At 67.5% G+C, this 14,863-nt stretch carries 15 protein-coding genes; 4 read left to right on the top strand and 11 right to left on the bottom strand.

Annotated elements, in window-relative coordinates; all coding sequences use genetic code 11:
• Positions 1–481 precede the first annotated feature (481 nt).
• The 3 genes from mqo (at position 482) to dbpA (ending at position 4,012) form a co-directional block, all read left to right on the top strand.
• Entirely contained in the window at positions 482–2,143 is a 1,662-nt protein-coding gene (mqo, locus tag QZM67_RS17095; protein ID WP_301805070.1) for a malate dehydrogenase (quinone), read from the top strand.
• Between the two features lie 277 nt (positions 2,144–2,420).
• A complete protein-coding gene (locus QZM67_RS17090; RefSeq protein ID WP_039344264.1) occupies positions 2,421–2,618 on the top strand; it encodes a hypothetical protein in 198 nt (65 codons plus the stop codon).
• A complete protein-coding gene (dbpA, locus tag QZM67_RS17085; protein WP_301805066.1) occupies positions 2,615–4,012 on the top strand; it encodes an ATP-dependent RNA helicase DbpA in 1,398 nt (465 codons plus the stop codon). The genes QZM67_RS17090 and dbpA overlap by 4 nt, the downstream gene beginning before the upstream one ends.
• A 21-nt stretch (positions 4,013–4,033) precedes the next feature.
• Here dbpA and QZM67_RS17080 read toward each other — a convergent pair whose 3' ends face one another.
• Entirely contained in the window at positions 4,034–4,918 is an 885-nt protein-coding gene (locus QZM67_RS17080; RefSeq protein ID WP_301805065.1) for a LysR substrate-binding domain-containing protein, read from the bottom strand.
• A 122-nt stretch (positions 4,919–5,040) separates the two neighbouring features.
• On the opposite strand from QZM67_RS17080, the gene hndA reads away from it, so the two are divergent.
• Positions 5,041–5,991, top strand: a complete 951-nt coding sequence (hndA, locus tag QZM67_RS17075; protein WP_301805062.1) for a 2-hydroxy-1-naphthoic acid nonoxidative decarboxylase — start codon at positions 5,041–5,043, stop codon at positions 5,989–5,991.
• A gap of 77 nt (positions 5,992–6,068) precedes the next feature.
• Here hndA and QZM67_RS17070 read toward each other — a convergent pair whose 3' ends face one another.
• From QZM67_RS17070 to QZM67_RS17025, 10 genes are all read right to left on the bottom strand, one after another.
• A complete protein-coding gene (locus QZM67_RS17070; protein WP_301805059.1) occupies positions 6,069–6,971 on the bottom strand; it encodes a transporter in 903 nt (300 codons plus the stop codon).
• Between the two features lie 121 nt (positions 6,972–7,092).
• Complete coding sequence (locus QZM67_RS17065) at positions 7,093–7,914, bottom strand: alpha/beta fold hydrolase (protein ID WP_301805056.1); 822 nt, start codon at positions 7,912–7,914, stop codon at positions 7,093–7,095.
• Between the two features lie 36 nt (positions 7,915–7,950).
• A complete protein-coding gene (locus tag QZM67_RS17060) occupies positions 7,951–8,142 on the bottom strand; it encodes a 2-hydroxymuconate tautomerase (RefSeq protein ID WP_043178943.1) in 192 nt (63 codons plus the stop codon).
• A 28-nt stretch (positions 8,143–8,170) separates the two neighbouring features.
• Positions 8,171–8,959 (bottom strand): 2-oxo-3-hexenedioate decarboxylase, encoded by a 789-nt coding sequence (dmpH, locus tag QZM67_RS17055; protein WP_175022697.1) that lies wholly within the window; start codon positions 8,957–8,959, stop codon positions 8,171–8,173.
• Positions 8,956–10,002 carry a 4-hydroxy-2-oxovalerate aldolase gene (gene dmpG, locus QZM67_RS17050; protein WP_301805051.1) on the bottom strand — a complete coding sequence of 349 codons (1,047 nt, stop codon included), beginning with the start codon at positions 10,000–10,002 and terminating at the stop codon, positions 8,956–8,958. Before dmpG ends, dmpH begins: the two co-directional genes overlap by 4 nt.
• A gap of 40 nt (positions 10,003–10,042) precedes the next feature.
• Positions 10,043–10,963: an acetaldehyde dehydrogenase (acetylating) gene (locus QZM67_RS17045; RefSeq protein WP_301805048.1), complete on the bottom strand. Its 921-nt coding sequence runs from the start codon at positions 10,961–10,963 to the stop codon at positions 10,043–10,045.
• A gap of 40 nt (positions 10,964–11,003) precedes the next feature.
• Positions 11,004–11,786: a 2-oxopent-4-enoate hydratase gene (gene dmpE / locus QZM67_RS17040; RefSeq protein WP_043178951.1), complete on the bottom strand. Its 783-nt coding sequence runs from the start codon at positions 11,784–11,786 to the stop codon at positions 11,004–11,006.
• A gap of 28 nt (positions 11,787–11,814) precedes the next feature.
• A complete protein-coding gene (locus tag QZM67_RS17035) occupies positions 11,815–13,326 on the bottom strand; it encodes a 2-hydroxymuconic semialdehyde dehydrogenase (RefSeq protein ID WP_301805045.1) in 1,512 nt (503 codons plus the stop codon).
• Between the two features lie 102 nt (positions 13,327–13,428).
• Positions 13,429–13,878 (bottom strand): heme-binding protein, encoded by a 450-nt coding sequence (locus tag QZM67_RS17030; RefSeq protein WP_301805040.1) that lies wholly within the window; start codon positions 13,876–13,878, stop codon positions 13,429–13,431.
• Positions 13,879–13,900: 22 nt separating this feature from the next.
• A complete protein-coding gene (locus QZM67_RS17025; protein WP_301805039.1) occupies positions 13,901–14,845 on the bottom strand; it encodes a catechol 2,3-dioxygenase in 945 nt (314 codons plus the stop codon).
• Between the last annotated feature and the right edge of the window lie 18 nt (positions 14,846–14,863).

Here is a 14,863-nt window from a genome sequence, read left to right as displayed (position 1 = left end):
GCGCGCTGCCGCGACACGACGCAGCGCCCGTTGAAAACCCCTCCCGATCCCGCGCAGTTATCCCCATCTTTCCCGGTTCCCGCGACCGTCATTCCGGAAACCCGGACACACAAAAAACCCCACGAAAACAACGGTATTTTTCGTTTGTGACACAGCAAACGAGTTCGGTTACATTACGCGCCCCTTGCCACCCCGCCCCCGCAAAACGCGTCGCGCGCGGCCTCTTTCCACGCAGCCCGAAGCGCCTTCCGCTCAGGCTTGCCGCAAGGGCCCGGGCGCGTCGCGCGCCACTGTGACGCAGGCGCTTGCCTGCCCGCAGGAAGCCGATCCGAAGGTGTCCTTGCCGACGGCTTCGCGTGCGCAAATGCAACGGCGCGCGGCGTCGATCCGGAATTCCGGATTCGCGATCCGGATCTCCGGACCCGCGTGTCGCCGCGATCGACACACGCGCCGGGCGGCGTGGCAAACCGATGCATCCAAGTTGAAAAAGGGATCTGCTGTGATCAAAACGTTACGGGTAATACTGTCGGCGCTTGCGCTGTGCGTCGCCGCGTCGTCCGCGCACGCCGCCGATACGAAGAAGGTCGACGTCCTGCTGGTGGGCGGCGGCATCATGAGCTCGACGCTCGGCGTCTGGCTGCACGAGCTGCAACCTGACTGGTCGATGACGATGGTCGAGCGCCTCGACGGCGTCGCGCTGGAAAGCTCGAACGGCTGGAACAACGCCGGCACCGGCCACTCGGCACTCGCCGAACTCAACTACACGCCGGAGAAGGCGGACGGCAAGATCGACATCTCGAAGGCGATCGAGATCAACGAGTCGTTCCAGATCTCGCGCCAGTTCTGGGCGTGGCAGGTCAAGCAGGGCGTGCTGAAGAACCCGCACTCGTTCATCAACTCGACGCCGCACATGAGCTTCGTGTGGGGCGACGACAACGTCCGCTTCCTGAAGAAGCGCTACGAAGCGCTGCAGGCGAGCCCGCTGTTCCGCGGGATGCAGTATTCGGAAAACTACGACCAGATCAAGCAGTGGGTGCCGCTGATGATGGAAGGCCGCGACCGCAACCAGAAGGTCGCGGCGACGTGGACGCCGATCGGCACCGACGTGAACTTCGGCGAGATCACGCGCCAGTTCGTCGGCTACCTGAAGACGCAGCCGAACTTCACGCTGTCGCTGTCGAGCGAAGTGCGCGAGATCACGCGCAATGCCGACGGCACGTGGCACGTGACGTGGGTCAAGCTGCACTCGGATGAACCGGCGCAATCGGTCGACGCGAAGTTCGTGTTCATCGGCGCGGGCGGCGGTGCGCTGCACCTGCTGCAGGCGTCGGGCATCCCCGAGGCGAAGGACTACGGCGCGTTCCCGGTCGGCGGCTCGTTCCTCGTGACGGAGAACCCCGAAGTCGTGAAGCAGCATCTCGCGAAGGCGTACGGCAAGGCGTCGGTCGGCTCGCCGCCGATGTCGGTGCCGCACCTCGACACGCGGATCATCGACGGCAAGAAGATCATCCTGTTCGGGCCGTTCGCGACGTTCTCGACCAAGTTCCTGAAGAACGGCTCGTACTTCGACCTGCTCAAGAGCACCAACACGCACAACGTCACGCCGATGATGCGCGTGGGTGTGGACGAATTCCCGCTGGTCCAGTACCTCGCCGGCCAGCTGATGCTGTCCGACGACGACCGCTTCAACGCGCTGAAGGAATACTTCCCGAACGCGAAGAAGGAAGACTGGCGCCTGTGGCAAGCCGGCCAGCGCGTGCAGATCATCAAGCGCGACCCGGTGAAGGGTGGCGTGCTGAAGCTCGGCACCGAGATCGTCGCGTCGCAGGACGGCAGCATCGCGGGCCTGCTCGGCGCATCGCCGGGCGCGTCGACGGCCGCGCCGATCATGCTGAACCTGATGAAGAAGGTGTTCAAGGACAAGGTCGCGACGCCCGAGTGGCAGCAGAAGATCCGCCAGATCGTGCCGAGCTACGGCACGAAGCTGAACGACAGCCCGGCGAAGGTCGTCGAGGAATGGACGTACACCAGCGACGTGCTGCAGCTGTCGCCGCCGCCGAAGATCGACGTCAACACGCCGTCGCAGGCCACCGGCACCGCGCCGGCCCGCCCGGCGAAGGCCTCGGCCGACATGGCGCTGTAACGCGCCAGGCGCCGCGCGACACCGTTGCGCCGCATGACACGGCCGCCCCCCGGGGCGGCCGTTTTTCTTGGCGGGCCCCGGGCGGAACCGCCCAGCCGGTCGCCCGCTTCCGCTAGAATTGCGGCACGCGCGACCCTGTCGCCGCCCGATCCATCATCCGCATCGACGCAATCCAAGCGACGCCCGGTGCGGCCCGCGCCCAAGCCGCGCGAGCGCCGCCCGCCGTTGCCGCGCCCGCCCGGGCGCGCCATCAACCGAATTCAGCTGGAGAACGACCGTGTTTACCTGCCGAAACCAGAGCTGCGGCACGCAGTGGGAGCAGTCCGACGTCGTCATCAAGGACGAAGGCCAAGGGCTGCTGTTCCGCTGCCCGCTGTGCGGCGCGCGCAACTACCTCGAACGCTTCGAAGACGACGAAGGCAAGGTCGTCTACGAGCAGATGGAAGGCCGCCCTTACCTCGGAGACCTGGAATGAGCCAGCCGACCGCCACGCCGTTCAGCGCGCTGTCGTTGACGCCCGCCACGCTTGCCAACCTCGCGCAGCTCGGCTATGTCGACATGACGCCGATCCAGGCCGCGAGCCTGCCGGTCGCGCTGGCCGGCCAGGACCTGATCGCGCAGGCGAAGACGGGTAGCGGCAAGACCGCCGCGTTCTCGCTCGCGCTGCTGGCGCGCCTCGACGCACGCCGCTTCGACGTGCAGGCGATGATCCTGTGCCCGACGCGCGAACTCGCCGACCAGGTCGCGCAGGAAGTGCGCCGCCTCGCGCGCGCCGAAGAGAACGTGAAGGTGCTGACGCTGTGCGGCGGCACGCCGATGCGCCCGCAGGCGCAGAGCCTCGAGCACGGCGCGCATATCGTCGTCGGTACGCCGGGCCGCATCATGGACCACCTCGATCGCGGCAACCTGAAGCTCGACGCGCTGAACACGCTGGTACTCGACGAAGCCGACCGGATGCTCGACATGGGCTTCTTCGACGACATCGCAAAGGTCGCGCGGATGTGCCCGACCACGCGCCAGACGCTGCTGTTCTCCGCGACCTATCCGGACGGCATCGCGAAGCTGAGCCAGCAGTTCCTGCGCAACCCGAAGGAAATCAAGCTCGAAGAGCGTCACGACAACAGCAAGATCCGCCAGCGCTTCTATGAAGTGACGGAAGACGAGCGGCTGCATGCGGTGGGCCAGTTGCTGAACCACTACCGGCCGGTGAGCACGATCGCGTTCTGCAACACGAAGCAGCAGTGCCGCGACCTGCTCGACGTGCTGCACGCGCAGGGCTTCCACGCGCTCGCGCTGCACGGCGAACTCGACCAGCGCGAACGCGACCAGGTGCTGATCCAGTTTGCGAACCGCAGCTGCTCGGTGCTGGTGGCAACCGACGTCGCCGCTCGCGGGCTCGACATCGCGCAACTCGAAGCGGTGATCAACGTCGACGTGACGCCCGACCCCGAAGTACACGTGCACCGTATCGGCCGCACGGGCCGCGCGGATCAGGACGGCTGGGCGCTGAGCCTCGCGAGCATGGACGAGATGGGCCGCGTCGGTGCGATCGAGCAGGCGCAGAAGCGCGACGTCGAATGGCATCCGCTCGCGGAGCTGAAGCCGGCCGATGACGGCGTGCTGACGCCGCCGATGGAAACGCTGCAGATCCTCGGCGGGCGCAAGGACAAGATCCGCCCGGGCGACGTGCTCGGCGCGCTGACCGGCGACGCCGGGTTCGACGGCAAGCAGATCGGCAAGATCAACGTGACCGAGTTCTCGACCTATGTCGCGCTCGAGCGCGGCGTGGCGCGCGATGCGCTGCGCAAGCTCAATGCAGGGAAGATCAAGGGCAAGCGGGTCAAGGTCCGGTTGATGGACGAAGAGTAATACCGAAGCGCGCCGCGACCCTCACGCGGCGCGCTCGCCCAGCATCGCCAGGTACTGCTGTACCGCCCCCCATTCCCCGCCGATCCGGCTGAGTGCGACGAGTTCGGAGCCCGGCACGCTGCCGGCGAGTGTCCGGTACACGATGTTCGGCGCCGCGATCCGGCTCAGCGGCGACGGCACCAGCGCCACGCCGAGGCCAGCCCCCGTCAACGCCAGCACCGACAGCGTGCTGCTCACCTTGTGTGCGATGCGCGGCGTCTTGCCGAGCACCCGCCGCAGGATCGCAAGCTGTCCTTCGTCGTCACCGTCCGCCGCGTAGAAAATGAACGGCTCGTCCGCGAGTGCCGCGACACTCACCGTGCGCCGCTTCGCCAGCGCGTGCCGGTCGCTCATCATCACGTCCCACGCCCAGCTGCCGACCGTCCGCACGGCCAGCTTCGGATCGAACGCCGTGCCGAAAGCCGGGCAATAGCCGATGTCGAGCCGGCCCGCGAGGATCGCGTCCTGCTGCGCGGCCGGCGCCATCTCGTGCAGGTCGAGCGTCACTTCCGGCCACGCCGCATGAAACGCAGTCAGGTCGTCGGACAGCCGCCCCGTCGCGACCGCATTGCCGACGAAGCCGATCCGCACCACACCCGTTTCGCCGCGTGCCGCGCGCTGCACCAGCGTCTTCGCGCGCTCGGCCTGCTCGAGCGTGTGTCGCGCCTCGGTCACCAGCAGCCGGCCGGCGTCCGTCAGCGCCACCTTGCGCGTGCTGCGCTCGAACAGCGCGGTACCGAGTTCCTCCTCGAGCGCGCGAATCTGCATGCTCAGCGCGGGCTGCACGATATGCAGCCGCTCCGCCGCACGGCCGAAATGCCCCTCTTCGGCAACCGCGAGAAAGTAGCGCAAATGGCGAAGGTCCATACGGTCGATTCATCACTGAAAACAATCAATCCTGAAATTTAATCTATTTGATCGAAAAATCAACCATGCGCATCCTGACGGTCAGACGTTGCACCGCAGCGCACTTCCACAGGAGCCGAGTCATGTCCGACCGCAACCGTATCGATGTCCACCAACACGTCGTCCCGCCGTTCTGGGCCGATGCGCTGCCCGCCCACGGCGGCGACCCGTCCGGCTGGGGCAGCCCCACCTGGAGCCCGGAAAGCGCGATCGCGTTCATGGATTCGCTGGAAATCCAGACCGGCGTGCTGTCGCTGACGGCGCCCGGCGTCCAGGGCTGGAACGGCCAGGCCAAGCGCGACATGGCGCGCCAGGTCAACGAATACGTGGCCGGCCTCGTCGCACAACGGCCGACCCGCTTCGGCAACTTCGCGACGCTGCCGCTGCCCGACGTCGACGGCACGCTCGCCGAAATCGGCCACGCATTCGACACGCTGAAAGCCGACGGCGTCGTGCTGCTCAGCAACTACGGCGGCGTCTATCTGGGCGATCCGGCCTTCGAATCCGTCTGGGCAGAACTCGACCGCCGCCGCGCGGTCGTGTTCATCCACCCGGCGAAGCCCGCGATCGACGCGGTGCCCGGGATGCCCGGCCCGCTGCTCGACTATCCGTTCGATACGACGCGCACGGCCGTCCAGCTCGTGCTGAACGGCGTGATCGCGCGGCATCCGAACGTGCGCATCATCCTGTCGCACGCGGGCGGCTTCCTGCCGTACACCGCGTACCGCTTTGCCGAACTCGCGCCGGGCGTGCGCAACGACGTGCCGAATCGCGACGGGCTGCTCGACCTGCTGCGCACGTTCTACTTCGATACCGCGCTGTCGTCGCCGTCCGCACTGCCGAGCCTCACCGCGTTTGCGCAACCCGATCGCGTGCTGTACGGCAGCGACTTCCCGTACGCGCCGCCCGCCGTCAGCACATCGTTCACCCTCGCGCAGGATGCGTATGCGGCGCTCGGCGCCGACCGGCACGCCGCGATCAACCATGCGAACGCATTGCCGCTGTTCCCGCGTCTCGCGGCGCTCGCGCGGTAACGCACGACGCCGTGTCGCGTGACGCCCCGGCCCCGCAACGGCGGCGTCACGCGCGCAACCGGCGCCGCGCCGTCAGGTCAGAACGGAATGACGGCCTTCGCCCACACGGCCTCCCCGGCCGGCCGGTTGCGCACGAAGAACTCCTTCACGACGCGCGCTTCCACGCTGATCTTGCTGAACTGGTAGCGAAACCCCGGCCCGATCGCGAACGTCTGGCCGCGAAAGCCGTCGCCCGCGACCGGCTGCCCGTTCTGCATGTCGTCCGTGGTCTGCTTGACGAAGTAGCCCGACAAGCCGACCCGCGCCTTCGGCGTGACCGCATAGCTCGCCGAATAGTCGACGTGAAACAGGTTCCCCGAGTGGTAGTGGGTGTCGTTGTTCGGCGAGTTGAAGCTGTACGTGATCTTCGCGGACACCTCGACCTTGTCGTTCGGCAGCCACGACACGCCGAACACCGGCCGCGCGGTGTAATAGTTCTTGCCGGTGTTCAGCGCCGAATGCGCGTCGTACTGTCCGGTCGGAAACACGAATTCGATCGCCGCGACCGTGCGCAGCGCGCCCGAACCCCACGCGATCAGCGCGGGGCTGACGATCAGGTCGCCGAGGTTGGTGCGGTCGAACGACGCGCCGCCTGCATCCAGCGCCAGATGCTGCATCGGCAGCACCGCATACGCGCCATAGCGCCCGCCGAGCACCGACAGGTTCGACATCCAGACCACGCGCGGAATCAGCACGTCGGCATCGAGCTTGAAGCCCGGCACCGAACCGTTGCCGTGCGAATCGTTGAAGCGCGACGCGTGGTAATGCGTGTAGTACAGCAGCGCATACAGTCCGGCCGGCGGCAGTGCGCCGGCAAAAAACGCCTCTGCGCCCTCGCCGATCGTGTCGCCGCCGCCCTCCGTCGCCCATGCGCCCGTGCTCAATGCGAGGCCCGCGCATGGGGCGAGCGAACACAACCCGAATGCAGACTTCCGTTTCATCGATGTCTCCAATATTCGTTCTACTGAATTGATTTTTTATAGAGGCGCTTTCATGAGCACCCGCGTTGCCGCCGCTTGCGCCGATGCGCGCGACGCGGCGGCAACCCGTCCTGCCAATGGACTACGCGCTGAAATGGTCGATGACGAGCTGGTTGAAGCGTGCTGCGTGCTCGATCTGCGTCCAGTGCCCGCACCGGCCGAACACGTGGAGCTGGGCATTCGGCAATACATCGAGCAGCTTCAGCGAACTTTCGAGCGGAATCACGCGGTCCTCGCGGCCGTGCACGATCAGCGTGTCGTGCATCAGCGCGCGCAGCTTCGCTTCATCGCTTGCGAGCGCATCGACCCAGCGCTGGCGCGGCGCGGGAAACATGTTCGCGAACGCCTCCTGGTAGCCGGGCCGCACGCTCGCGTCGTAGCGCAGCTTCGCGAGTTCGTCGTTCACGAGCGTGCGATCGAACGCGAAGATGTCCAGCAGCGCGCGCATGTTCGCGATCGACGGCGTATAGCCCCACACCGCATCGAGCCCTTCGGTCAGCGTGAAGCGCGTACCGGCCGCGCCCATCAGTACGAGCCGGCCGACCCGCTCGGGCGCCCGGATCGCGAGTGCCAGCGCGAGCGCGCCGCCGAACGAATTGCCGACCACGTGCGCGCGCTCGATGTCGAGCGCATCGAGGAGGCCGAGCGCGTGATCGACCCAGTGGTCCATCGAATAGCGGTATCCGGCCGGGCGCTCGGTTTCGCCGAATCCCGCCATGTCCGGCGCGATCACGCGAAACTGCCGCGCAAGTGCGGGCATCGTGAGCCGCCAGTTCGCATAGGCGGTCACGCCTGGCCCCGAGCCGTGGATCAGCAGCACGGGCGGCCCGTCACCGGTGTCGTGATAGTTCGTGTCGATGCCGCCGGCGACGATCCGGCGGCCGATTTCAGGATTGGATGACATGACGCTCCTTCAGTCGATTCATGGGGACGTGGCGTGTTACCGCCCGCGCTGTTTCGCGCTCTGCCCGCCGATCCCGAAATGCGCCTTCGGCATCTCGGTGATGATCACGCGCACCGATTCGACCGGCGCATCGAGCGAGCGATGAATGGCCTGCGTGACCTCGGCGATCAGGCGTTCCTTCTTGTCGTCGTCGCGGCCTTCGAGGATGTAGAGATGAGCAACCGGCACGATGGCCTCCTGTTTGGTCGTGTTTCGTTCAGATGAAACGCAGGCCGATCGAGCCGATGTCCTGCACGCGCAGCGTCACGCTGTCGCCGGCTTCGACGGCCACCGCCTCGGTGATGCCGCCGGACAGGATCAGGCTGCCCGCGGGAATCGATTCGCCGCGCGCACCGAGGTGGTTCGCGAGCATCGCGACCGCGGCGGCCGGATGCCCGAGCACCGCCGCGCCGGCGCCGAACGCCACCGGCAAGCCGTTCTTCTCGAGCACGACGCCGAGCGTGCGCAGGTCGACGCCCTCCACCGCGAGCGGCCGCCCGCCCGCGACGAAGCGCGCGGCCGACGTGTTGTCGGCCACCACGCTCTTCAGGTCGAACTTGAAGTCGCGGTAACGGCTGTCGATCACCTCGATGCCGGCGATGACGAAATCGGTCGCGGCGAGCACCGCACCGATATGGCAGCCCGGCCCTTTCAGCTCGGCCTTGGTCACGAATGCGATCTCGGGCTCCACCTTCGGATGGATCAGTGCCGACGTGTCGCATTCGCCGCCGTCGGGCAGGTCGTAGATGTCCGTGAGGAAGCCGAACACGGGCGTGTCGACGCCCATCTGGCGCATCTTCGCGTGCGACGTCAGGCCGGCCTTGTAGCCGACGATCCGCGCCCCGCGCCCGAGTTGCCGGCTTCGGATGGCGTCCTGCACCGCGTAGGCATCGTCCCAGTCCATCTCGGGATGACGGTCGGTGATTTTCGGCGTGTCGCGCGCGTCGCGCATGCAGCCGTCGAGATGCGCGGCGAGCGATTCGACGATATCGGTAGTCAGATTCATGCGGCCTCCTGCTTGGCTTGCGCCGCGCGCGCCTTCGCGAGCGTCAGCACGGTGTCCTCGATCATGTCCTCCTGCCCGCCGACCATCCCGCGCCGGCCGAGCTCGACGAGGATGTCGCGTGCCGGGATCCCGTACTTGTCGCCCGCGCGCTTCGCGAACAGCAGGAACGAGCCGTACACGCCCGCGTAGCCAAGCGTCAGCGCGTCGCGGTCGAGCCGGATCGGGAAGTCCATCATCGGCACGACGAGATCCTCCGCGACGTCCTGGATCTTCCACACGTCGACGCCGGTCTCGATGCCCATCCGCTCGCACACGGCGACGAACACTTCGAGCGGCGTATTGCCCGCACCCGCGCCGAGCCCGGCCGCCGCGCCGTCGATCCGGTTCGCGCCGGCCTCGATCGCGGCGATCGAATTCGCGACGCCCATCGCGAGGTTGTGATGGCCATGAAAACCGAGCTCCGTATCCGGCTGCAGCGCGGCGCGCACCGCGCCGAGGCGCGCCTTCACGTCGTCGGGCAGCATGTAGCCGGCGGAATCGGTGATGTAGATGCAGTTCGCGCCGTACGACTCCATCAGCTTCGCCTGCTTCACGAGCCCTTCCGGGCTGTTCATGTGGCTCATCATCAGGAAGCCGACGGTATCCATGTCGAGCTTGCGTGCCATCGCGATGTGCTGCTCGGAGACATCGGCCTCGGTGCAGTGCGTCGCGACGCGGATCGTATGCACGCCGAGCGCGTGCGCCTCCTTCAGATGGTCGACGGTGCCGATGCCCGGCAGCAGCAGCGCCGATACCTTCGCGCGCTTGAGCAGCGGGATCACCGCGCCGAGGTATTCGGCGTCGGTGTGCGCGGGAAAGCCGTAGTTGACCGACGAGCCGCCGAGCCCGTCGCCGTGTGTGACTTCGATCAGCGGCACGCCGGCCGCGTCGAGCCCCGTTGCCACCGCGCGCATCTGGTCGAGCGTCATCTGGTGACGCTTCGGGTGCATGCCGTCACGCAGCGTCATGTCGTGGACGGTGATTCGCTTGCCTTTGAGATTCATTGCCGTTTCCTTGTTCGTCCGGTCGTGGGATGCGCGCGCGTCAAGCGGCCTGCGCGGTCGGCTGGAGCGCGAGGCGGCCGGCCAGCAGTTCCTCGGCGAACATCTCGGCGGTGCGCGCGGCGGCGGCCGTCATGATGTCGAGGTTGCCCGCGTATTTCGGCAGGTAGTCGCCGAGGCCTTCGACTTCGAGGTAGATCGACACGCGGTTGCCGTCGAACACCGGCCCGTTGACGAGCCGGTAGCCGGGCACGTAGCGCTGCACGTCGGCGATCATCGCGTGTACCGATTCGACGATGCGTGCCTCGTCGGGTGCGGTCTCGGTCAGGCAATGCACGGTGTCGCGCATGATCAGCGGCGGGTCGGCCGGGTTGATCACGATGATCGCCTTGCCTTCCTTCGCGCCGCCGACCTGCGCGACTGCCGCCGCCGTCGTGCGCGTGAATTCGTCGATGTTCTTGCGCGTGCCGGGGCCGACCGAACGCGACGACACGGTCGCGACGATCTCGCCGTAGGCGACCGGCTGCACGCGGGACACCGCGCGCACCATCGGGATCGTCGCCTGGCCGCCGCACGTGACCATGTTCACGTTCATCTCGCCGGAGCCGATGTGGTCCATCAGGTTGACGGGCGGCACGCAGTACGGGCCGATCGCGGCCGGCGTCAGATCGATCATCAGCACGCCGAGCGCGTTGAGCTTGCGGCTGTTCTCCGCGTGGACGTAGGCGCTCGTCGCGTCGAACGCGATCTGCACGCCGTCGGTCTCCACGTGCGGCAGCAGGCCGTCGACGCCGTCGGCGGTCGTCTTCAGCCCAAGTTCGCGCGCGCGCTTCAGGCCATCGGAATCGGGATCGATGCCGACCATCCAGACGGGTTCGAGCACAGGGCTGCGCATGAGTTTGGCGAGCAGGTCGGTGCCGATGTTGCCGGGGCCGATCAGCGCGCAGCGGATTTTTCGGGTCATGGGGAATTCCTCGTTTGCCAGTAAAGGGGAACGGCGCCGCTCACGCGAACCGCACCGAACATGCGCCGATCCCGCCGATCGACACGCGGAAGTTGTCGCCGGGCCCGGCCGGCGCCATCGCGGCGAGCGCGCCGGACAGGATCACTTCGCCCGCTTTCAGCGGAATGCCGAGCCGGCCGAGCGTATTGGCGAGCCACGCGATTGCGTTGACCGGCGAGCCGAGTGCGGCCGCGCCGGCGCCGGTGCCGATCACGTCGCCGTTCTTCTCGAGCACCATCCCGCAGGTCGCGAGATCGACGCGGCGCGTGCTCACCGCCTGGTCGCCAAGCACGAACACGCCGCACGACGCGTTGTCGGCCACGGTGTCGCCAATCCGGATCTTCCAGTCGCGAATCCGTGAATCGACGATCTCGAAGCACGGCATCACGCATTCGGTCGCGGCCAGCACCATCGCGTTCGTCACGCCGGGCCCGAGCAGGTCGCGCTTCAGCACGAACGCGATCTCGCCTTCCGCCTTCGGCTGAATCAGCGTGTCGAGCGCGATGCACGCGCCGTCGCCGTACACCATCCCCGACAGCAGGTAGCCGAAGTCGGGCTGGTACACGCCGAGCATGTCCATCACGGCTTTCGACGTGACGCCGATCTTCTTGCCGATCACGGTTTCCCCGGCGTCCAGGCGACGCTGCACGAAGCGTTGCTGGATCCGGTACGCGTCGTCGACCGATAGGTCCTCGTGCTGCGACGTCAGCGGTGCGACGGGCGTGCGCGAGGTCATTGCGTCGTACAGCCGGTCGCCCAGCGTGGTAATCAACGTGGAGTCCATAAGAGTCTTCCGATCAGTAACGGGTGGGTCAGAGCTTGATGCAGACGTTGCGCAGTTCCGTATAGAACTCGAGCGAATGCACGCCGCCTTCGCGGCCGATGCCCGATTGCTTCGCGCCGCCGAACGCGGTGCGCAGGTCGCGCAGGAACCACGAATTGACCCACGCGATGCCGACGTCGATCGACGCGGCGACACGATGCGCACGGGACAGGTTGGTGGTCCAGATCGCGGTCGACAGCCCGTACGCGTTCGCATTCGCGCGGCCGATCACCTCGGCTTCCGAATCGAACGGCATCACGAGCGTGCACGGCCCGAAGATCTCGTCGCGTGCGATCGGCGAATCGTCGCCAAGGCCCGTCCAGATCGTCGGCTGCACCCACGCGCCGTCGCGCAGGTCGTCCGGCATGTCGGGCACACCGCCGCCCGTCACGACCGTCGCGCCGAGTTCGGCCGCCTGGCGGTAGTACGACAGCACCTTGTCGCGGTGCTCCTGGCTGATCAGCGGGCCGATGCCGGTCGTCTCCGCGTCCGGGCGGCCCGGCCGCAGCCGTTCGGCGCCGGCCTTCAGCGCGGCGACGAAGCGCTCGAACAGCGGACGTTCGACATACACGCGCTCGGTGCCGAGGCACACCTGCCCCGCGTTCGCGAAGCACGAGCGCAGCGTGCCCTCGACGGCCGCGTCGAAATCGCAGTCGGCGAACACGATCGCCGCGTTCTTGCCGCCCATCTCGAGGCTGACGGGCCGCGCGCCATCGGCCGCCGCCTTCATGATCGCCGCGCCGGTGCGCGTCTCGCCGGTGAACGTGATCGCGTTCACGCCGGGATGGGTCGTCAGGAATTCGCCGGCCGACCCGGGCCCGAAGCCGTGCACGACGTTGTAGACGCCGCGCGGCACGCCCGCTGCGTTCATCACTTCGCCGAGCAGCGCGGCCGTCTGCGGCGTTTCCTCCGACGGCTTCACGACCACCGTGTTGCCGCACGCGAGCGCGGGCCCGACCTTCCACGTCATCAGCAGCAGCGGCAGGTTCCACGGGCAGATCACGCCGACCACGCCGACCGGGCGGCGGATCGCATAGTTGAGCGCGCCCGCGCCGTCCGGCGTCGCCATTTCGAAGGTTTCGCCCGGCACGTTCTTCACGACGTCGGCGAACACCTTGAAGTTCGCCGCGCCGCGCGGGATGTCGATATGGCTCGCGAGGCTGACCGGCTTGCCGGTGTCGGCCACTTCGGCTTCGAGGAAATCGTCGAAGCGGCGCGTGATGCCGTCGGCCACCGCATACAGGATCTCGACGCGCTGCGCGACGGTCAGGCCGCCCCACGGCCCCGACAGCGCCGCGCGCGCCGCCAGCACGGCCGCGTCGACGTCCGCGCGGCTCGCTTCGGCCACGCGCGCGATCACGGCGTTGTCGAGCGGCGAGCGCTTGTCGAACCAGCGATCGCCCGCGCGATAGTCGCCGTCGATGAAGTTGCGGACGCGCCGCGGTTCCGGCTGCCCGCCGGCGGGGCCGCGTGTCGCGGCAAGAGGTTCCGTGTCGTACATGATGTGGTTGCCGATAGTCGTGAATCCGTGATCCGGTGCGGTCGCGAACGACGTTCGTCAAGAACGTCCGCGCGCCGCATGCCGTGTTTCGTCTGTCGCCCGTCACCCGCCGCCGAAGCCGGCCGCGTCGAGGCCCGCGCGGGCACAGCGTTCGTCCTGTGCCTCGCTGCCGCCCGACACGCCGATGCCGCCGATCAGCACACCGTCGTCGACGATCGGCAGCCCGCCGCCGAACGCGACGAAGCGCGGGCGCAACACGAGCCCCTGCCGCACGGCCGCCGAATGCTCGGCCAGCGCGTCGTGCCACGCACCGGTCGGCAAGCCGAAGCTCGCGGCCGTGTATGCCTTGTCGATCGCGATGTCGATCGAATGCAGCGGCGCGCCAGGCATTCGCACGAATGCCGCGAGCAGGCCGGCCGCATCGACGACGGCGACGTTCACGCGCACGCCGAGCCGCTCGGCGGCCTCTGCCGCCGCCTGTGCGGCGCGCGACGCGGCGGGCCAGTCGATCGTGCGCGTGACGACGCTGCGGGTCGAATCGTTGCAAGCCATGACGCTGTGCTCCTTGCGCGGGTCAGGTGTAGACGGTCGTGAACGCTTCGTTCAGTTCACCGGAATGGAAGAAAATCCCGCGCCCGAGTTCGTCCTCGGTCCACGTCGTGACCGGGCGGTCGGGCTGCGCGAGATAGCCGAGCCCCGCGAAGGTTTCGTTGCGGTTGCCGCTCGGATCGAAGAAATAGATGGTCGTGCCGCGCGTGATGCCGTGCCGCGTGGGGGCGACGTCGATCTTCACCTTGTTCTTCGCCATCACGTCGGCCGACTTCAGCACGTCGGCCCAGTCGTCGAGGAAGAACGCGATGTGATGCAGCCCGTTGCGCGGGCCGCCGACGAACGCGATGTCGTGTGGCGTCGAGCTGCGGAACATCCACGTCGCGGCCTGGATCGTGTTGCCCGGGCCGACCATGACCTGCTCGGCCAGGTGGAAGTCGAGGCACTCGGCCATGAAGCGCGTGTTCTCCTCGACGCGGTTCACGCCGGCCTCCGGGTTCAGCTCGCACATCAGCAGGCAGTGGTCGAGCCAGTGCACAGCCGAGCCCGGAATGTCGTCGGGCCACGGATCGGGATTCAGCGACCCGACCGCGGTGCCGACCAGCTCCTTCTTCGCGAACAGGCGCAACTCGTGCCCGCTCGGCAGCAGGAAGCGCAACTGGCGGCCCACCGCCGGCAACGCGCCCTCCGGCAACATCTCCGTCGGGATGCCGTACGCCTCGATACGCTGCTGCAACGCGTCGAGATCGGCGTCGTGCTCGACCTTGTAGGCCGCATGCTTGAGCCCCGCCTGATCGGACGGCGACAGGATCAGCGAATACCAGTCCCATTCGTCCCAGCATTTCAGGTAGACGTTGCCGGCCGCGTCGCGCATCGTCTCCTGCATGCCGAGCACGCGGATGTAGTGACGCAACGCCGCCTCCATGTCCATCACCTTCAGATTGACATGACCAATACGCATCACACCCATGGTGAGTCTCCTCCTTGG

Source organism: Burkholderia sp. AU45251 (assembly GCF_030482905.1).
In the GTDB taxonomy this organism is placed as follows: domain Bacteria; phylum Pseudomonadota; class Gammaproteobacteria; order Burkholderiales; family Burkholderiaceae; genus Burkholderia; species Burkholderia aenigmatica.
Note: the sequence above shows the minus strand (reverse complement) of the source record. Positions and strands in the feature narration are given on the sequence as shown.